The sequence below is a fragment of the Mesorhizobium sp. P2_D5 genome (assembly GCF_056404355.1).
Genome location: NZ_JBFUEE010000014.1, coordinates 34,152 through 53,690 on the forward strand (window position 1 = coordinate 34,152; position 19,539 = coordinate 53,690).

Genomic DNA, 19,539 nt, shown 5'->3' on the forward strand with positions numbered 1-19,539 from the left:
CTTCATTAAACTCGGACACAGTCAGGAAGCGAGAGGATTGCCTAATTTTGATATTTCAAAAATGCCTATCCTCGGTTAATGATGGCTGGCGCCGCGCTCACTGAACCTCGATGGAGATTTTCTTGAAGAACGCCCTCAAAGCCCGGCTCGCGGCCGGCAGGGCCTGCCTGAACGGCTGGCTCGCAATCCCTTCCGGTTTTTCCGCGGAAGTCATGGCACGAGCCGGCTGGCACAGTGTGACGGTAGATCTGCAGCATGGCGTGCAGGATTATCTCAGCATGGTTCAATGTTTTCAGGCCATGGGCGCATATCCCGTGACGCCCATGGTTCGCGTGCCCTGGAACGAGCCTGGTATCATCGGCAAGGTTCTTGATGCCGGAGCGTGGGGTGTCATCTGCCCGATGGTCAACACCGCGGAGGAAGCCAGGGCCTTGGTCGCAGCCTGTCTTTATCCGCCAAAAGGAGATCGCTCGAACGGTCCTGTCCGCGCTGGCGGCTATGGCGAACCAGGCAATCACTATCAAGGGTTCGCCAATGATGAGCTGCTGGTTCTGCCCATGATCGAGACGCGGCAAGCGGCCGATAATCTCGAAGAAATTCTGGATGTACCTGGGATCAGCGGCGTCTATGTCGGCCCGAGCGACATGGGCCTGTCCTTCGGAATGTCCCCGACACTGGATAGGGAAGAGCCGGAGATCCTGGATATCTATGCGAGGATCATAGAAGAGACCCGCAGGCGTGGTCTGATCGCGGGTCTTCACAATGCCGCCCCTGCCTATGCCGGGCGTATGATAGGGCTCGGATTCCGTATCATTACCATAACCAGCGATGCCACCCTCCTTGGCAGGATCGCTCAGGAAACGGTCCGGCAAATTCAGACGGCTGCCGGCGAAGCAGCCCGATGATGTTCGAGGCGCCATCGGAGAGGTTGAGAAAGCTCGGTTTGACGCTGCCGCCGCCAAGAAAGCTGGTCGCCAACTTCCTGCCGTACAAGCGACATGGAGACCTGCTTTTCCTCTCCGGACAAGGCCCTGTGAGCCATGAAGGCGTGAGACATACGGGCAAGGTCGGGCTCGACGTTAGCGTGGGCGAAGCGTACCAGCATGCGCAGCTGGCCGCGCTCAATCTGCTATCCGTCGCGGATGCAGCGGCGGGCTCAATCGACCGTGTCGCAGAGATCGTCAGGGTGCTCGGATTCGTGAACGCGGCTGCAGATTTTACCGGCCATCCTGCCGTCGTGAATGGATGTTCGGACCTGCTTGTTTCAATCTTTGGAGCGCGCGGTATGCACTCACGTTCTGCAAAAGGTGCAGGTTCGCTCCCCAACAACATCACAGTGGAAATCGAAATGGTAGTTGCGCTTTCGCAATAGCGTCTGATCGACGCGAAAGGACGCATATTGGTCGCTAGTTCGACTGTTTGGCTACGGAGCCATACGAAACGATGCGGGAAGATTTCTGACTTGGTCCACGAAAAAACTCAATAAAATCAACATTATTGATACGTCCTCCGGGCCAACCAGTTTCTTTTGATAAAGAACATTTGCTTCGCGGAGGAGGGGCGCACGATAGATGCGACAACATCCAAGGTGGGTGTTTCTCTATGGGGGCGGATTCGGCGGTCACCAGAGTAAGACAAACGCCATCAGTGTGCTACCTATTGTGATACAAAAACAGGGCGCGGCGCTGGGCTCAGTACGCCACCCTCCATCGACCTAATCAATCATTTCTGCGACCGCACCGCCCTATGCAACCAGCTATGCCCACGGGCGCAACGGGGTCGCACTCAATCCCGTCGCCACGCAGCTTTCCAGGCGGCTTCGCTCGCGGCGCCGAGCCGTCAACTGACCTGAATACGGCGGGTCACCTGTCCGTTGCTCTCCCAATAGGTGTGTTTTTTGGCAATCCACGGATCGCTCATCGCCGGCTGAATGTTGCCGCTCTTATCGATCGCGCGCGAGGTGACTGTGTGCTCCCCGGCGGACGGCTTGGGCCAGTCCAGAGACCACATCTTCCAGGCGAACTCCGCCTCATCGGTGCCGTCAATGGTCGCCGGCATCCACGGCCCATCGTCGATCTTCACCTCGACCCGGTCGATCGGCGCACCCCAGGCGGCTCCGACGATCCGGTAGTCGCTGCCGAGATGGGTCACCCGGGCCGGCGCCGATTTGAGGCGTGCCCGTCCGACGGAGGTTTCCGCCCACACGGTCTCGCCATTATGGTCTTCCTCGCGGACCGTGACGTAGTCGCGTCCCATGAACCGGCTCTCGAAGCGCTGGTCGCGCACCTCGATGCGCTTGAGCCATTTCGCGTTCGCGATCCCGTACCAGCCCGGCGCTATCAGCCGCAGCGGGAAGCCGTTGTCGGCCGGCAAGGAAGTTCCGTTCATTTCGTAGCAAAGGATGTTCTTTGGATCCATGGCGTCGGCCAGCGACATGCTGCGCGCGAAATTCTGCTTGAACGTGACCTCGTCGGCTCGTTTGATCTCGCCTTCGTCTGTGCCCCAGAAGACGACCTCGATGCCGCTGTCGAGGACCCCGGCCTCCTTCAGGATCGGGGCGAGCGGCGTACCCGCCCAGCGGGCATTGCCGATTCCGCCGTTGAAAAACGGCAGGCCGGTATTGCCTGAACATTCGATTGTGAAGGTGACTTCCTCGCGCGGCCGGGCCTTGATGTCGGCAAGCGTCAGTGCCATCGGCTTTTTGACCAGGCCGGCGATTTCGAGCTTCCACGTGCTTTCCTCAATCACCGGCCTGTTGAAATGCGCGATTGAAAAGAACTTGTCATTGGGTGTCACCCATGAATCGAGGTCCTCCCAGACAATCTGATTCTTGATGACCTCTGGCACCGGGTTCGGTGGCAGTTGATCGAGCCATTTGACGACTTCCTCGCCGGGCCGTGTCGGAAAAGCGTAAGCCCGCGAGGCGTGAAGGGCGGCGATTGCGGCAAGAGCCACGCTCCCTTGAATAAGTTCTCTGCGTTGAAGATGAGGCATGCTGTTTTCCTCCCAGTTGATCCGGAACGGGCTGCAGCGTGCGTATTGGGCCGTAGCCTGATCACGGACAGGCGCACAATGAACGACTGCCCCACCCGGATCTCCGGACAGTCAGGCAATCAGCGAGGCATCTCAAGCATGTGAAGCATTGGACGAAACTCTGCTCGGGTTTCGTCCTAGGAGAGTGCGCCTTCGAAGAGGAAGTGTCCACAACCTGGACGGGACGTGATAACTTTGTGGCGTTCTAGGCCGATTCCATCCCTGCCATTTGCTGCTCGGGGGAGGTATTAGTCCGCGTCTGGCGCTCATTGCTCATGCCCGTTAGCGAGGATTATCAGCTAAGCGGCAGGAGCCAAGAGCTACGCTTCGGGTTTGCTTGGACGCCGACATAACCGGCGCAGCCCACGAGGCCACGGGCCACCTTGGGCGGCATCGGCGCCATGGTGGCACCGGACCACCAATATCTGATTGGCCGGTCTTGAGCGGCCATATCTTTAGATATGGTTGGAACACACAACCGTTGGAACTGCGGGTTTGCTGGTTGGGAACCCTTGGAAAGCGTTGGAGCACTCCAGTTGGAAGGACCGTTGGAAGCGGTTGGAACATTGAATCGGTGCGGCTGAGTTTCGCGCCTCCCACCCCATGCAAGCACAGCTATGAGCTCCGCGTGTATGGTGCGCTGCGCGACCTCCGGACCCTTGTCAGTGATGCCGCGAAGGTCGCGCTCAAACCTATTGCGCCCGTTCAGTTGCGAGCGTCGCATGACGCAATCATCGGACGCACGGATCGCTCTGGTTTGCGCGGATGCTGGCACAAATTGGATTTCGGAGGCCGCTTTGCGTAGCCGTCGACTTTGTGCCCGTCCCCGAAATTTCGAAAATAATGCGTTGCCGAAATATGCGGACTTGCCTGCGCGACTTAGGACAGCCTCGTGAAAGCCTGTCGCGCCGGAGGCTTCAAACCTCTATAATGCACGTCTTGGCGGCGCGCCGTGGGAGGGCCGCGATGCAGGAACGTCGGGAAGCGAGGCGACTGGCCGCCATCATGGCCACCGACATCGTCGGCTACTCGCGCCTGATCGAGGCGGACGAAAAAGCGACGCTCGCCGCGATCCGATCGCTCGCTCCAACGTCATTGATCCCGCAATCGCCGAGCATAACGGCCGCATCGTCAAGCTGATGGGCGACGGCGCGATCGTCGAATTCGGCTCGGTGGTCGATGCTGTCGCTTGTGCCGTGACCATCCAGCGCGACGCGCGCGCACAACAACGCGACATGCTTCCGGAACGCCGGATCGCCTACCGCATAGGTGTCAATCTGGGTGACGTCGTCGTCGAGGGCGACGATCTGATGGGCGACGGGGTCAATATCGCGGCGCGGCTGGAACAGATTTGCCCGTCCGGCGGCCTGCTGGTTTCAGCCGCCGCCTACGATCAGCTGCAAGGCAAGATCGACATCGCGTTCGACGATGCTGGCGAGCAGCAGGTGAAGAACATCACCCGGCCAGTGCACGTCTACCGCGCGCGGATCGATGGCATGGTGCACGCCTTGCCGCGCAGATCGACCCGACCTCGCTGGCTCATACCGTCTGTCGCGGTCGCGGTCCTGGTTGTGCTCTTGGCGGGTGGTGGCGCGTGGTGGTCGTGGCCGGCGACGACCGCCGATGCCAAACCGTCGATGATGGTGCTGCCCTTCGACAATCTGAGCGACGACAAGGAACAGGGATACCTCGCCGATGGCATGAGCGAGGACCTGACCACTGAGCTGGCGCGCGTGCCCGGCCTTCTCGTCATGTCGCGCACGGCCGCGGTCACCTACAAGGACAAGAAGATCCGGCCGGATCAGATCGCGAAGGAGATGCACGTCCGCTACATCCTGGAGGGCAGCGTTCGTCGTGCGGGCGACGACGTGCGCATCAATGCGCAGCTGATCGATGCGACCACCGGGACGCATTTGTGGGCCGAGCGCTTCGACGGTGCCTGGAGCGATGTGCTCACCCTGCAGAACAGGGTTGTCGACAACGTTGCGATGGCACTGGAGCTTCGCCTCGTTCGGGCCGCGGGCGATACGACCCCTGGCAGCACGGGCAATCCAGCGGCCTATGAAGCGTATCTTCAGGGACTGGAGCTCGAGGGTCGCGGCTCGCCTCAGGACTTCGTCGGCGCGCTGGCGCATTTCAAGCGGGCGATCGCACTCGATCCGGGTTACGGCAAGGCCCTGGCCGAGCTTGCTTGGATCTATGATCAATCGGCCGGCAACGAAGAGAGGGAGCGGGCGCTTGGCACGGGTCATATCGAGACCTTGCATCTTGCCTGGGGCGCGCTTCAGGAAGCGCTGAAGCATCCTTCGTCGAACGCCTATCAACTGATCGCTCGAAAGCACACGTTCAGTTGGCAGGCGGACGCGTCGATTGATGCTCTGGAGCACGCCATCGCGCTCGATCCGAGCGACGTCTGGAACTACCGCGAAATGGCGTTGGCACAGATCTTCGCCGGCCATCCGGACGAGGGGCTCGCCTATGTGGCGGCGTCGCTTCGCGTCGATCCGCGCGACGGGGGATGGCCGAACTGGCTGCGCGGCCTGGCCGCGTTCTCGCTTGGAAAATACCCGGAAGCGGTAGCCTCTCTGGAGAAGAACGTCGCGCTGGGCACAAACCCCGAATACGGCGACTTGCTGCCGCTGATGTCTGCCTATGGGCATCTCGGCGCGACCGACAAGGCCGCTTCGCTCCTGCCAAGGATCCTAGCTTACTCAAAAGCCTATGGCGACGGGGGTGGAATGACTGTTCTGCTGGCCGCCCAAAACATGACCTACATGAAGCTCGAGGACGTCATGCGCTTTCAGGAGGGGCTGCTCAAGGCCGGTATTCCGGAGCTGCCGTTCGACTTCGATCCGAGATCGCCGGACAGGCTGAACGGCGACGAGATGAACCGGCTGATGTTCGGCCATACGATCGCCGGGCGTGTGCTGGACGGCGCGACGAACGCCGGCACTATGCAGGCGAAGGATTTCAAGAGCGGGGTCCCGTGGAGCGTCACAGCGTCGGCAGATGGATCGACCTATGCCTACACATGGGGTGATGTTGCCGACAGCGGCGGGCATGCGCATTTCGAGGGCAACCGGGATTGTTTCTATTTCAGGGACACAAGGGCCTGTGCCGCGATCTTTCGGAATCCGAACGGCACGCGCGCGGAACAAAACGAATATTACTGGCTGCACCATTGGAATCTCATTGCATTCTCCGTGGCGAACTAGGGCGTGAACTCACAAACGCGCAGCCATAGGTATTTGCGCCTTCGGGCTTGGCGAACAATTAATCGCCGAACGCATATTTCTGCGGGATGATTGTCGCTCGATTCTTCTTTATTGCATATGCGGCCTTGAGATCAGCTCCAGACCTTGGTCTGACTAGGCAGAACGTCCGCTGTCGTCCTTCGGACGCCCAGAGCCCGCCATTCCGCTTTCGGCCAACTGCCATCATGTGCGAAGTCGCATCAGATTGGCTGCTTCTGGCGCTTTAGCCGGTCGCTGAAGTCGCAGAACATAATCTATGGAACGGCAATCGTGGTTCAAGCTCAAGCTCTGTCTTCGCGCACGGCATGCTTGCGTCACCAAATCGCCAGCTGCTGTAACCCTAGATCAGCCCGCGCATCGTCAGTTCAGCCTTCAGATAGGCATAATAGATCGGCGCAGCGACAAGACCCGGCATACCGAACCATGCCTCCATGAAAACCATCGCCAGAAGAAGCTCCCAGGCACGCGCATTGATCCGCGAACCGATAATCTTGGCGTTTGCGAAGTATTCGAGCTTGTGAATGACGACGAGAAAGGCAAGCGAGCCTAGCGCTGCAAGGAAGGAGATGCTGAGGCTGACAACCACGATCACCGTATTGGAGATCAGATTGCCGATGACCGGCAGAAGGCCGGCGACGAATGTCAGCGCTATCATCGTCCTGATGAATGGCAGATCGATGCCGAAGGACGGCAGAACAGCGACGAGATAGATCGAAGTTAGAAACGTATTCAACGCCGAAATCCGGATTTGCGAGAACACGATGTTGCGAAAGGCCTTGCTCAGTAAGTTGACACGATCCGCCAGCGCGTCCGCCAATGGGCCGCGCTCGCCCAATGGCGCCACCGAGCTTACCGCGATCAAGCCGCCGATCACCATGCCGACGATAATGTGGGCCACCAGGACGCCGAAATCCCGACCGACGAGTTGAAGCTGGCCGGCATGCTCGCGGAGCCATCGGGCAGCGAAGACTTCCAGTTCCTCGATGTTCGACGGAAAATAGTCCATCGCCCAAGTTGGGAGATGGACGCGCGCGGTATCGATGATTTCGGCCATCTTCTTGAGGAGTGTCACGACGTTCTCCGAACCGCCAGTCAATTGCGACACGCCGCTAAAGATCGCAGCGGCTATCAGGAGCACGAAAATCAATGCCACCAAGGTCAGCGCAAGGCTTTTCGTCAGGCTGCTGGAGACCCCGATTCGATGGAGCATCGGTGCGGCGAAATGAACGAGGTTGAACACGAGAAGGCCCGAAAGCAGTGCCGGAAGCAGGCCGAGCTCGAGAACGGCGACGAGCGCGACAAGCGCGAGCAGGCACGACGCGAGATAGAACCCTGGGAAGGTCAGCACTTTTCACCTGCAGAGGCAACCAAGTCCTCTTCGGTTTCAGTTAATTGGATACCCGGTGATGCGCAAGCGAACAAGCGCCCAATACGTTTGTGACGCTAGTCAGGTCGATAGCCACCGCCCTGGCTAACCTCCGGCATATGGTCTTGCCATAAGGCTTTCCCTATAGTCATGCGCTGTGGAACAGGTACAACATCTCGAACGGAAGCTGGTTGCTATCCTCGCGGCCGACGTGGTGGGGTACAGCCGGCTGATGGGGCTGGACGAGATGGGCACACTCTCGCGGCTCAAGGCGCTCCGGCGCGAATTCATCGAACCCTCGATCGAGGGCTACCATGGCCGCATCGTCAAGCTCATGGGCGACGGCGCTTTGGTCGCGTTCGAGAGCGTCGTCGATGCCTTAGCATGCGCCGTTGAAATCCAACGGGTCACCGCGCAGCAGAACCTCGGTGTCCCCGAAGATACCCAGATCGTGTTCCGCATCGGGATCAACCTTGGTGACGTGATCCCCGACAAGGACGACTTCTACGGCGACGGCGTCAACATCGCAGCCCGCCTGGAAGGACTGAGCGATCCGGGCGGCATCGTCATCTCGGGAACGGCCTACGACCAGGCCCACAACAAGCTCGGCCTGACTTTCAAGTCGCTCGGCGAACAGCGCCTCAAGAACATTCCAGAGCGGGTCCGTGCGTATCGCGTGCTGCTGGAACAGACCGGAGGAACCAGGAAGTCGCGCTCTCGGCGATGGCTTGTGAGTATCGCCGCTGCGGCGCTCTTTCTGGCGCTGATGGCTGGCATGTTTTTTTGGCCGCAGGCGGTTGCCCTCCTGTCTGACCACGGTTCCAACCTGACCGGTTCGGTGGCGGGCAAGCCTTCCATTGCCGTGTTGCCGTTTACCGATCTCGGCGAGAAGGCGGGCCAGGACTATTTTGCTGAGGGGCTCGCAGACGATCTCATCACCGACCTCTCGAAGATTTCGGGGCTGCTCGTCATCGCCCGCAACTCCTCGTTCTCGTTCAAGGATCAATCCCTCGATCTCGACAAGATCGCGGAGCAGTTGAACGTCCGTTACGTGGTAGAGGGGAGCGTCCGCCGGGAGGGAGATTCGGTCCGCATCAATGTCCAGCTCATCGACGCCAAAACAGGAAGTAACATTTGGGCCGAGCGCTACGACCGGGACTATTCCAAGTTATTTGCCCTTCAGGACGAAGTGATCGAGCGAATCGTTGAGGCGCTTTCGGTACGTTTGACAGCAGGCGAAAAAACTCAAATCGCCCGCCTCCCGACCCAAAATCTGGAAGCATACGATTTCTATATCCGAGCCGAGCAGAAAGTGTATGCAATCGACTACAAATCTCTCGGGGAGGCTCTCTCCCTCTATCAAAACGCAATCAAGCTCGATCCTACGTTTGCAGATGCTTACTCGGGCTATGCCCGCGCCACGGTGGACGTGCTCGGCTTCGACTACCAGGTGCTCATGCTCAGCGCCGTCGCTCGCCAGCGCTCCTACGAAGCGGCAGGGCGGGCGCTGGAGCTCAATCCGCTGTCCTCGCGCGCCTATGCTGTGCTCGGCATTCTACAGATGCTGGATAGCGAATGGGACCAGGCGATCGCGTCGGTCCAAAAAGCCGTCGCGCTGGACCCGAACGGCGCGGAGGCGGAGCTCAATCAGGCGATCGTGCTGACCTACGCAGGACAGAACCTGGAGGCGCTGGCAGCGATGGAACGCGTGTTGCGGCTCGATCCCAAGCCGCGCGCCCAGGTCTTCGACTATTACGGCTTCGTGCTCTACATGAACCATCAGTACGAGAAGGCCTTGCAGGCGCTGAGCGAGGTCCAGCCGGAAGAGCGCACCGACCTTGGTCTCGAAACGCTGGCCATGGCAAATGCGCGGCTTGGCCGCATGGCCGAGGCGCACGATGCGGCCGCAGCAATCCTGAAAAAGATGCCCGAACAGAACCTCGCTGGTTATCGTGTCGTTTACGCCCACCATCGGCGGCAAGTGGACCTCGATCACCGGCTGGGCGCCCTTCGCGCCGCGGGGATTCCCGAGCGGAGCTTCGATTTTCGCGGGCGGGAAGAGGACCGCCTGGGCGCCGCCGCGATCCGAGCCCTAACGGGCGATCGGACATGGGTAGGACATCAACACAATGGCGCAGCGTTCGTCATGGAGCTGAGTGCAAATGGGGATGTCGCACTGAGCTCGCAAAGCAGCATCATCACCGGCACGTCCAGCATGGACGGCGACCTCTTCTGCACGCAATCCACCGCGACCTTGCTCGGCCGCAAGTTCTGCGCCCCGGTCTATCGCAATCCACAAGGACGCGGCGATACGCAGGACGAGTACGCTTGGCCGGACTCCGTCACAGTCTGGTATTTCTCAGTGTCTCCGTGACGGGCGCCATTCTACTTGCGGGCTCACGACATCGCGCCGGAGCTAGTTGGCGGCCGCTCTAGCCTCGAATTCCTTCGCCTCCACTGCGGGCCATTCGGCTTCCGCTTTCGCAATGACAGGCGCCGGGTTGGCATCGAAGTCTTCCTCCAGGCCCCCCTTTCCGGAGAACAGGAAGAGCTTGCCATCGACGATGCGGAAGGCTTCCGGGTCAAGGTTCGCAGATGCCTCCTTCGCTGACATTCCCCCTGTGCAGAAGCCGCCGAACTGGGGGGCGTAGCGCACCGGCTCGGAAATGAAGGCATCGCGGTGTTGGACGCTGGCGAAATACCACGTCGCCCCGAGCCACTTCTTCGAGATCTTCGGCGAACCCATGGTCGCACGACCGTCGGTGAAATACGCCACCGGATCGTAGCCCTGTATGGCGGCGTTGCCGAAATATCCGGTGTTCACCCCGTCGCCCGCGAAGGATGCCCCAACGCCGAAGAGCAAGAGGGACGCGGTGGCTACTCCCGTGCAAAGCAAACCGTCAAACGTTCTGGAACAGTTATCTGTCATGTTTCTCCTCCAGTAACCTTTCTCGATGTCAGTTGCCGAGGGCGATGCACACCTTGTACGACGACCCCATCGTTTCCTTGGGTTGGCATTTTGCGCCGTGCTTCTTGAGCAAAGCCATCACGTCGGTGCTCTGATAGAATGTCGCGCGGCTGAGAGGCGTGTACCCGTATTCCTGGATTGCCTCGACCTGTGCGCCGCGCGAGATCAACAGCTCCGCGATGGCCGATTGGTTCTCTTCTGCTGCCACATGTAGCGGCGTGATCTTGTGCGTGCTCAACGCGTCGACCTCGGCCCCGTGCTCGAGCAGCAATTTTGCAATGTCCAAGCTTCCTGAGTAGGCTGCCGCATGAAGCGCGGTGAAGCCGCGATCGTTACGGGCTTCGATGTCGGCCTTAGCCCCGATCAACGCAACCGCGACCTCGGTCTTGCCGGCAAGCGCCGCATCGATCAGCGGGGTCTCGCGACTCTCGTTGCGATCATTCACATCGACGCCTTGTGCCAGGAGCGCGGCGACCTTGCCAGCATCGCCCTCCCGCGCAGCGTCGTTGAGCGGCCCGGCCTTCACCGGACCGACGGCAAACCAAGAAATGAAAGCAACGACCAGAGCCCGACTGACAAGCCGAAGCCAACCGGTTTCGAAAAGCCTGACCCGGATCGGGAAGGCCCTCGGCAGCAACAATCGCCTGTAGACCGTCATCGTCTAACTCTCCGGGCGCCGCTCGCCCGCGGATGGACGTGTATCAGGCCAGTCTAATATATTCGGCGCGGCGGAGCCATAGGGTTCTAGGTTTTACGCGCGTCGAAGTCGCGCGAGGTGTCCTGTGTCACGCCCAGCAGCAGCACCCGCACCACGCCAGTAGCCGCTCGCTGTCGCTTCGCGATCGAGCCGCGGCTCTTGTCCGCAAAAGGGGTGATGACATCGGGCCTCGGCTCGTGTTGGCGGTCTTTACTATGGCTATCGAAAGAATCGCAGCCGATAGCGTGACGACCTCGCATGATATATAAAGATTGTCTAATGTGCGTGCTGTTCGCCGGGGGGCAAATTCGGGCATGTCCAGTTCTACAAGCCGAAAGGTGCTGTCGAGGAGCGTGGTCGAAATGGGCCTCTTCTCCGCAGTGATGAACACCCTCGTGTTAATTCTGCCTCTCTATATGCTGCAGGTATATGATCGAGTTTTGCCCGCCGCCAACCTGGATACTCTCACCTACCTAACCTTGCTTGCGCTTACGTCGCTTTTGCTTTTCGGAGTGCTCGAAGTTGTTCGTGGCGTGTATGCAAGCCGACTCGCCGCGCGACTGGATGTGTCTTTGGGCACGTCGTCTTTTCTCGCCGCAATGAGTGGCCCCCGTGCTGGACTCGGCGATGTCCAGGCCTTGCGGGACTTAGCCACCCTGCGAGGTTTCATCGCTTCACGAACGATTTTCTTTCTCTTCGACCTCCCTTTCGGGCCAATCTTCGTGGGCCTGCTTTATTTCATCCACCCGTTGCTCTTCCTTGTGACGGTCGTTGGAGCGGTTCTCATGGTTTCCATCGCCGTGCTGAACCAGGTCGCGAGTTCGCGACCTAGCAAGGAGGCGGCGGAGAGTCTCGGCGCGGCAATGAATTCGGCGCAGGCCTTTGCGCGAAACTTCGAAACGGTCCGCGCGCTCGGCATGGTGTCCAATGCGATAGAGTTCTGGGGCACCCGTTTTTCCGGCTCTCTACACGCCTCAGATGGGCTTGCTCGCACCAACGCATTCTATGGAGGTGTGTCCCGCACAACGCGGTCGGTGCTGCAAATCGCGATATTGGGTGTCGGCGCGTATCTGGTTCTGCACAACGAGATGACCGCCGGTATGATTTTTGCGTCCTCCATGATTTCGGCACGTGCCTTGCAACCTCTTGACCAGATCATTGGAAGTTGGCGGCAGGTCATCGATGCAAATCTTGCATGGAAGCGGCTTTCAGCTGTCCAATCGAGGTCCGCACCAAAGGACAATGTTGCATTGCCAACGCCTGAAGGGGCGTTGAGCGCGGATCAAATAGTCTATCATCTTCCAGGTTCGGCCGACGGGTCGCTGCCGCTGATAAAGCGCTTGACCTTTGAAGTCGGCGCCGGCGAAACAGTCGCGATCGTCGGGCCAAGCCAGGCTGGAAAATCGACGCTGGCGCGCCTCATAGTCGGTGCCATTGAGCCCCGTTCGGGGGCGATCCGCATCGATGGCGGCGATATTCGAAGCTGGGATCCGGAGGAACTTGGCCGTCATATTGGCTATCTTCCGCAGGATGTGGAACTTTTCCCAGGGACCATCGGCCAGAACATTGCGCGTTTTGTGCCAAATGCGCCTGATGAGAAATTGGTTCAAGCAGCTCAGCAGGCGCAGGTGCATGAGCTTATCCTGGGTCAGAGGGATGGATATTCGACAGTGATCGGCCCGACCGGCGTTCGCCTCTCGGGTGGCGAGCGTCAGCGCATTGGGCTTGCGCGCGCCTTTTACGGCGATCCCAAGATACTGGTTCTAGACGAGCCCAATGCAAATCTTGATTCCGACGGCGAAGCCGCACTCGAGCGGGCGATCCTCCAGGCGCGTTCGCGAAAAACGACCGTGCTCGTCATAACCCACCGTCCCTCCCTCGCTTCCAAATGCGATCGTATACTCATGCTGCGCAGTGGCCAGGTCGAGATCTACGGTTTGACCAAGGACGTGCTCGACCAACTTGCCCAGCGGCGCGGCCAAGCGGCGGCGGCCGCTCAGTCGCATGACAACGAAGGAGTGGTGCCTTTCCCGTCACCGGCTCGCGTGGAGGTGAAAGTCGCTAATGACGGTTCCTAACCAAACCACCCAGATGGGCGCCAAGGTGTATCGCTGGCAGCGCAACATCGATACGCGCACGGATCGGATCATGCTGGCGGGATATGCAAGCGTGGCCGTTTTCGTGCTCGGCTTCGGGTTCTGGGCAGCCACTGCACCGATTGCCGGAGCAACGATCGCGCCGGGTGTGGTCGCGGCAGCAGGGCAGAATGTCATGATCCAGCACCTCGAGGGAGGCGTGGTCAGCAGCATCAAGGTCCGGGAGGGTGACAGGGTCTTAAGAGGCCAGGCCCTGATCGTGCTCGATCCGACGGTGGCGCAGTCCCAGCTCAACCGCGTTCTCAAGCAGTGGGTAGCACAAAAAGCTGAAATTTCTCGGCTCGAAGCGGAGCGCGACGGCCTTGATAAAATTGTCTTGTCTAGTGACCTCGGAGCCTATTCAGGCGCTTCCGAATACAGCGATGTCTTCGGAGAACAAAACAAGGAATTTCAGGCGCGGCTAGCGCGTTACGGCGCGGAACAGGGGATTCTGAAGCAAAGGGTGGCAGCTCTTCAGGACGCCGTTGTTGGGTTAAAGGCTCAGAAGGAGGCGGCGGAAAATCAGCTTGCGATCGTCAACGAGGAGACGGAAAGAAAAAAAGACCTGCTGAAGAAAGGACTCACCAATCGTTCCGAATATACCGATCTTCTGCGCAGCACTGCCGAGCTGGTCGGCCAGGCAGGATCTCTGGAAGCACAGATTGCCAGCTCGGCCACGCAGACTGTGGAAGCGCGTCAGCAGATTGAACGGCTTACAACCAGCCGGGTCGAGGATGCTGTCACGGAACTGAACAAAGCCCGGGCCCAGGTCGCGGACCTCGAGGAACAAATCAACGCCGCTCGATCGGTCCTGGAGCGGACGACCATCCGGGCGCCGGTGGACGGTATTATCGTCCGATCTCTTTACAATGCCGAAGGCAGCGTCATCCGAGCGGGGGAGGTGGTTATGGAGCTTCTGCCGACCACCAACGAGCTCATCATTGAGGCCAAGATAAAGCCCGAAGACATCGACTCAATCCGGGTGGGGCAGGACGCAAACATGATGTTCACGGCGCTCAATGCGCGCACGACGCCAAAAGTGCCCGGAAAGGTGTTCTACATTTCGGCGGATCGGCTGATCACACCCAGCACGGGACTGCCTTACTTTACCGTCCGGCTGAAAATGGCCGACAAGCTCCCACCGCAGGTCAAGCCCGAGCAGATCTATCCAGGCATGCCGGTCGAGACATTCATCTCAACGGGCGAACGAACGTTTTTGGCTTATCTGACCAAACCCCTGGTGGATTCGTTTCAGCGAGCCTTTCGGGAGAGATAACCGCTCCGCCTCCTGGATATCGGAAGTTCAGATGTGAAGCGGGCGCCGGAATGATCCGGCGCCCGCTTCACATTGGGCCTGCGGCCTTCAACGTCAGACGAAGTGGAAGTCGTCCGCCGGATTGTACCCAACCACTGTCCGCCCAGCGCCGTCGTCTGCTACGGTGAAGCTGTCCGCATCGTAAGTGCCGATGATTTGGAGCGCGGCATTATGGGTGCCGTCCGAAACGGTCAACGTTCCTCCACTTCCATCCTGGTTTGCCTGATAGACAGCGGATGTTCCGGTGCCGTACCAGATATCTCCGAGGTCTACTTTGTCGTCATTGGTGATGCCGGCGATGCTTCCGCTGAAATCAAATGAATCATCCAGCCGCAGTGTGCCGGCTGCATCCACACCGAAAATGACGTCTGCGGACGAGGCGGCGTGAAACTCCAGCTGTGACATGTTTCCAATCATGGCATCGCCGTCGCCGGTAACCTGACCACCTATCGCGACATTGCCGCCATTGGCCCAGATCAATCCGGAATTGGCGACGGCACCGTTGATCGTCAGGCCGCCCGACCCCGTCGCCTCCAGCGTTCCCGAGTTGACGACGGTGCTGCTGCCGGTGTCGATAATCAGTGCATGGGTGCCGGTGGCGATGATCGCGCCCTGATTGTTCAGAGCCAGCAGGCCGCCGCCCAGTTGGCCAGCGCCGGAGATGGTGTTGTCGACATTGGTCAAGGTGACATCGGCAGCCGTGCCCGAGATCACGTTCGCATCGCTGTCGGACAGGACGATCTGTCCGCCACCTTGCAGCGTGATACCGTGCTGGATCAGCTGCAGCAGGGTGTCGTTGCCGGCCGACTCGAGCGAGATAAGGCCGGTATTGTTGATTGTGCCGCTCAGTGGCAGCAGCGCGCCGTCGCCGATCGTCATGGTCCCGGCATTGTTCATCACCGGCGTCTGGTCGAAGACGAAATTGCTTCCTGTGAGCGCGCTCGAATGCACCCCGTCGAGCGTGATCGACTGGCCATCTCCAAGCGTGATCATCGCATTGCCGTTGGGGTCGTCCGCCATATGCGCCTGGACATCGGCGAAGCTCGCAAAGCCGGAATAGCCGATGAGATCGACATGGTCCGCGGCCGTGTCGAAGCTGTGCACCGTGTCGTTGCCAATCGGCTGCGAGAAGACGAACAGGTCGTTGCCGTGCGAGCCGGTCAGCACGTCGTCGCCGGACCAGGCAAAGATCGGCGAACCCGGCGCGTAGGCTTCGACATTGTCGGCGACGAACTTGGTTCCGATCGTGCCGTCTGCATCCGTCCAAGTCATCGAGACGTCTAGCACAGCCGCCCCGCTGAATTCGGCCGGCGTGGTGACCGTCAGCGATTGCACATCGTTGCTCTGAACTGTCCATGTGCCGTCGCCGTTGTCGGTACCCCCGCTGATGCTCCAGCCCACAGGGACGCCGGAGACGACGACCACGATGGCATTCGCGACATCCCCCGAAGGGTTCGTTAGGGCCAGATTGATCGGCTCTCCGGCAACGCCGGCGGGCTTTACGTGGGTGTTGGTGATCAATGTGGCAAGATTGGCCACTGTGACCCCGGAGAGATCGACAAGGATGTCGTTCGCCGAATTCGGGGTGGCACCAACTTGTTCGTAAACATAGGTGTGGGCCGTTCCGTTTATCGTAGCGGTGAACGCCACCGTCGCACCCGCAGCGCCGATATCGTTGTTCTGCAAATACTGAACTGCAGCGGCGACTCGCGACGTGTCGGTGGCACTCAGATTTAGCGCTGCACTGAAGCTGTTGGCATCATCAAAGGTGATGATGCCGTTCGAAATCGTGTGCGACTTTATGGTTTGACCACCAATGGTCAGCGTCGAATCGGTTCCATTGACGTTCGCGCCCGTCGCGGCTGCCGGGGTCCCTTGCAAATCGAGGAAGTCCGCGGCCGAGGCAAAATCGGTAACCACGTCATACCCTGTGATCGTACCGGCGTTGCCGCTACCTCCGACAATGGCCAGCGATTGTCCGGAATTGACGATGAAGGTGTCCGCACCTCCGCCACCCGTTACGGTGTCGGCACCGCCGCCGCCCGTAATGGTGTCGTCTCCGTTGCCTCCACCGCCGTTGATCGTGTCATTGCCGGATCCGCCGGTCAGGGTGTCATCACCGCCGTTTCCGGAACTGCCGGTAATATTGAAGGCCCCGGTCGTGACTGCGCTTGCGTCGACGACAAGGTCTCCGTTTCCTGTAATACCGGATCCGTCAATCGTCAGCGTACCGTTGTTCTGAAAGGTGGACGCGAAGATGAACGTGTCGGTATGATTTCCGTTGTTGGAATCGATCAACACGAGCGATTCGAAGTTCGTGAGCAGCGTAGTACTTCCCGTGCCATCCCCAAATGTATGAGTCCCGAGGCTGCCGTCGGATATGGTCAACGTATCGTTGCCTGAACCGCCAGTTATCTTGTCGCCATTGTTCAGAGTGGCATCTGTACCATTTACGTTGTTTGTGCCGGACGTGTAGAAAACGGTATCTGTGCCCGTCGTCAGCGTGAACGGGTTTGGGCTGTTTACGGAATTCACGGAAATTGCAATCGTGTCCGTGTCGGTTAGCGCTCCAGCGTCGCTGGTTGCGACCTGGATGGACGCGGAGCCGCTGAAGCCCGATGTCGGTGCGAAACTCAGCCCGTTCAGTGCAGCATTGATGGCGGCATCCGTGCCGCTGAACGTCATCGTGCCGTCAGAGGTGCCGTCGCCGACTGTGAACGACAGGCCAGAAGTGCCATTGAGCGTGATGGCCCCGTTGGTTGCGGCCAGCGTCACTGTGTGGCTGGTATTGTCCACATCAGAAACACTGATGGCGTTGCCGTTCGCCGTGCTGAACACCTTTGCCGTATTCGTGTTGGTCGTCTGTGCAGCTGGCACACCATTCACCGGCGCGTCGTTGGCGCCGTCGATGGTGACGACGAGCTGTGCTGTGTCGGTGAGGTTGCCCGGATCCTTGACTGTGTAGGTGAAGGTGTCGGTCAGCGTGCCGCCGGCATTGAGCGCCTGGACGGTGGCATTGCCGTTGTTGACGGCATAGCTGTAGCTGCCGTCGGGATTGAGCGTCAGCGTGCCGTACTGGCCTGCCAGGCCGGTGCCGACCGTGCCGTTTGTGCCCGAGCCGGCCTCGGTGCCGGTGCGGATCGCCGAAACCAGCAGCGAGACGGTGGCGTTGTCGACGTCGCTGTCGGCTCCCGGCCCAGTGGTGATAACGTTGCCGGTCGCATTGGTGCCTGCGGTGCCGTTGGCGGTGCCGCCCGCCTCAGTGGCCGAGCCGATGTCGTTGGCCGCTACGGGTGCGTCGTTGACCGGCGTGACGCTGATCGTGACGCTGTGCGAGACACTGCCGTCGGTGCCGTCGCTCGCAACGACGGTGACGGTCCGAGCCGTGGTCGTCGGCGCGTCGCTGGTGTTGTTGTAGACGATCCCGTCGAGGATCGTCTGGTAGGTGGCCTGGGAAGCCGAGCCGGTGATCGACAGAATGCCGGTGCTTGCGGTGTAGAGCACCGTCAGTCCGGCTGCGGCCGCCGTGGCGCTGGCGTTGAGCGACAGGGATTCGATTGCATTCCCATCGGGTCGCGCCGTGAGCGTCGCCGTCAACGACGTCAGGTTCGCCGAGTCGACGTCCGTCACCGTCGCCAAAGGCGCGATCACCAGCGGCGTCTGCTCGGTGAACGAAGCCGTTGCGTCATTGCCGGCGCCCACGCCGTTCAGATCAATGACCGGCGCGTCGTTGGTGCCGGTGATGGCGAAGTTCACTGCGGTGCTGGCGGTGCCGGTGCTGCCGTCCTTGACATAGACAGTGAAGTTGTCGCTGACGCTGGCGCCCTGCGCCAAGCCATTGGTGTCGGTGTCAGCGTTGTCGAGGGCGTAGCTCACCACGCCCGTGCCGGTGGTCAGTGTGGCGGTGCCGTAGGTGCCGGTCTTGGTGTAGGTCACCCCGCCATTGCCAGTCGCCCAGCCATTGGTGGTCAGTGCCGTGCCGTCGTAGACAGCGGCGTCGCCTGCGTCTACATCGCCCTTGGTCAGCGCGATGCTGGCCGAAGCCGTACCCGGTGTACCAGCGCCGGCTTCGACCAGCTGTACGCTCTGCGGGCCAGCGGTGACAGTTGGGTCGTCGTTGGTACCGGTCACCGTGATCTGCAGCGTCGTAGTATTCGACACCGCATTGAATGGATCCTTGTCGGTGTAGGTGAACGTGTCTACCGCTGTCACCCCCGCGGCGAGGCTGTTGGCGGTGTCCGCCACGTAGCTGTACGAGCCGTCGGTATTCAGCGTCAGGTGACCGTAGGTGCCGGCGAGCGAGCTGCCGACTCCCACGCCCTGCGTTACGGCGCCGGCGCCCGCGACCACACCGGACACCACCAGCGTGTTGTTGGCATTGTCGACGTCTGTGTCGGCCACCGATCCACTCGTGGTGCCTCCGATCACACCATTCGCGGCAGACATAGTGAGGGTCGCATCTTCCAGCACTGCTCCGGTGTCGGCGTTGGCGACCGGGCTGTCGTTGGTGCCGGTGATGGTGATGGTGACGGTCTGCGTCGCCGTCGCACCCTTGTCGTCGGTCACCGTGGCGGTGAACGTCTGCGTGTCGCTGGCGCCCTCGGCCAGATGATCGGCCGCGCCCTGATCGAGCGTGAAGGTCCAGTTGCCGGCCGCGTCGATGGCGAATGCGCCATAGGTGCCCGTCGTCGAGCCGCTCCAGGCCGCCGTTGCGCCGTCGTCGACATCGGTCGACGCCAGCGTGCCGCTGGCCGACGGATCGCCGGCGACA

The 19,539-nt window shown here is 60.3% G+C and carries 12 protein-coding genes; 7 read left to right on the plus strand and 5 right to left on the minus strand.

What is annotated here, in order from left to right; genetic code table 11:
• Nucleotides 1-122: 122 nt before the first annotated feature.
• Nucleotides 123-905 (plus strand): HpcH/HpaI aldolase family protein, encoded by a 783-nt coding sequence (locus tag AC1DYW_RS32710; protein ID WP_477228934.1) that lies wholly within the window; start codon nucleotides 123-125, stop codon nucleotides 903-905.
• Complete coding sequence (locus AC1DYW_RS32715; protein ID WP_477228935.1) at nucleotides 902-1,372, plus strand: RidA family protein; 471 nt, start codon at nucleotides 902-904, stop codon at nucleotides 1,370-1,372. Before AC1DYW_RS32710 ends, AC1DYW_RS32715 begins: the two co-directional genes overlap by 4 nt.
• A gap of 467 nt (nucleotides 1,373-1,839) precedes the next feature.
• Here AC1DYW_RS32715 and AC1DYW_RS32720 read toward each other — a convergent pair whose 3' ends face one another.
• Nucleotides 1,840-2,994 (minus strand): sulfite oxidase, encoded by a 1,155-nt coding sequence (locus AC1DYW_RS32720; RefSeq protein ID WP_477228936.1) that lies wholly within the window; start codon nucleotides 2,992-2,994, stop codon nucleotides 1,840-1,842.
• Nucleotides 2,995-3,999: 1,005 nt separating this feature from the next.
• Here AC1DYW_RS32720 and AC1DYW_RS32725 point away from each other — a divergent pair.
• Nucleotides 4,000-4,173, plus strand: a complete 174-nt coding sequence (locus AC1DYW_RS32725) for a hypothetical protein (RefSeq protein ID WP_477228937.1) — start codon at nucleotides 4,000-4,002, stop codon at nucleotides 4,171-4,173.
• On the plus strand, nucleotides 4,173-6,248 hold the full coding sequence (locus AC1DYW_RS32730) for an adenylate/guanylate cyclase domain-containing protein (protein WP_477228938.1): 2,076 nt from the start codon (nucleotides 4,173-4,175) through the stop codon (nucleotides 6,246-6,248). Before AC1DYW_RS32725 ends, AC1DYW_RS32730 begins: the two co-directional genes overlap by 1 nt.
• 379 nt (nucleotides 6,249-6,627) lie before the next feature.
• Here AC1DYW_RS32730 and AC1DYW_RS32735 read toward each other — a convergent pair whose 3' ends face one another.
• Nucleotides 6,628-7,635: an AI-2E family transporter gene (locus tag AC1DYW_RS32735; protein ID WP_477228939.1), complete on the minus strand. Its 1,008-nt coding sequence runs from the start codon at nucleotides 7,633-7,635 to the stop codon at nucleotides 6,628-6,630.
• A gap of 175 nt (nucleotides 7,636-7,810) precedes the next feature.
• Here AC1DYW_RS32735 and AC1DYW_RS32740 point away from each other — a divergent pair, with 175 nt between their 5' ends.
• A complete protein-coding gene (locus AC1DYW_RS32740) occupies nucleotides 7,811-10,027 on the plus strand; it encodes an adenylate/guanylate cyclase domain-containing protein (protein WP_477228940.1) in 2,217 nt (738 codons plus the stop codon).
• A gap of 42 nt (nucleotides 10,028-10,069) precedes the next feature.
• Here AC1DYW_RS32740 and AC1DYW_RS32745 read toward each other — a convergent pair whose 3' ends face one another.
• Nucleotides 10,070-10,582, minus strand: a complete 513-nt coding sequence (locus tag AC1DYW_RS32745) for a YHS domain-containing (seleno)protein (protein ID WP_457154845.1) — start codon at nucleotides 10,580-10,582, stop codon at nucleotides 10,070-10,072.
• A 28-nt stretch (nucleotides 10,583-10,610) separates the two neighbouring features.
• Nucleotides 10,611-11,279 carry an ankyrin repeat domain-containing protein gene (locus tag AC1DYW_RS32750; RefSeq protein WP_477228941.1) on the minus strand — a complete coding sequence of 223 codons (669 nt, stop codon included), beginning with the start codon at nucleotides 11,277-11,279 and terminating at the stop codon, nucleotides 10,611-10,613.
• 353 nt (nucleotides 11,280-11,632) lie between these two features.
• On the opposite strand from AC1DYW_RS32750, the gene AC1DYW_RS32755 reads away from it, so the two are divergent.
• Both AC1DYW_RS32755 and AC1DYW_RS32760 read left to right on the plus strand, forming a co-directional pair.
• On the plus strand, nucleotides 11,633-13,396 hold the full coding sequence (locus tag AC1DYW_RS32755; RefSeq protein WP_477228942.1) for a type I secretion system permease/ATPase: 1,764 nt from the start codon (nucleotides 11,633-11,635) through the stop codon (nucleotides 13,394-13,396).
• Nucleotides 13,383-14,729 carry an HlyD family type I secretion periplasmic adaptor subunit gene (locus tag AC1DYW_RS32760; protein WP_477228943.1) on the plus strand — a complete coding sequence of 449 codons (1,347 nt, stop codon included), beginning with the start codon at nucleotides 13,383-13,385 and terminating at the stop codon, nucleotides 14,727-14,729. The genes AC1DYW_RS32755 and AC1DYW_RS32760 overlap by 14 nt, the downstream gene beginning before the upstream one ends.
• 93 nt (nucleotides 14,730-14,822) lie before the next feature.
• On the opposite strand, the gene AC1DYW_RS32765 is transcribed toward AC1DYW_RS32760, so the two are convergent.
• The coding region (locus AC1DYW_RS32765) for a beta strand repeat-containing protein (protein WP_477228944.1) at nucleotides 14,823-19,539 on the minus strand (4,717 nt) is incomplete at its 5' end.

Bases quoted from the DNA above. Each gene is read 5' to 3' on its own strand.
- AC1DYW_RS32715 (WP_477228935.1), top strand. From the start codon at position 902: ATGATGTTCGAGGCGCCATCGGAGAGGTTGAGAAAGCTCGGTTTGACG.
- AC1DYW_RS32725 (WP_477228937.1), top strand. From the start codon at position 4,000: ATGCAGGAACGTCGGGAAGCGAGGCGACTGGCCGCCATCATGGCCACC.
- AC1DYW_RS32730 (WP_477228938.1), top strand. From the start codon at position 4,173: ATGGGCGACGGCGCGATCGTCGAATTCGGCTCGGTGGTCGATGCTGTC.
- AC1DYW_RS32745 (WP_457154845.1), bottom strand. From the start codon at position 10,582: ATGACAGATAACTGTTCCAGAACGTTTGACGGTTTGCTTTGCACGGGA.
- AC1DYW_RS32720 (WP_477228936.1), bottom strand. From the start codon at position 2,994: ATGCCTCATCTTCAACGCAGAGAACTTATTCAAGGGAGCGTGGCTCTT.
- AC1DYW_RS32760 (WP_477228943.1), top strand. From the start codon at position 13,383: ATGACGGTTCCTAACCAAACCACCCAGATGGGCGCCAAGGTGTATCGC.
- AC1DYW_RS32750 (WP_477228941.1), bottom strand. From the start codon at position 11,279: ATGACGGTCTACAGGCGATTGTTGCTGCCGAGGGCCTTCCCGATCCGG.
- AC1DYW_RS32755 (WP_477228942.1), top strand. From the start codon at position 11,633: ATGTCCAGTTCTACAAGCCGAAAGGTGCTGTCGAGGAGCGTGGTCGAA.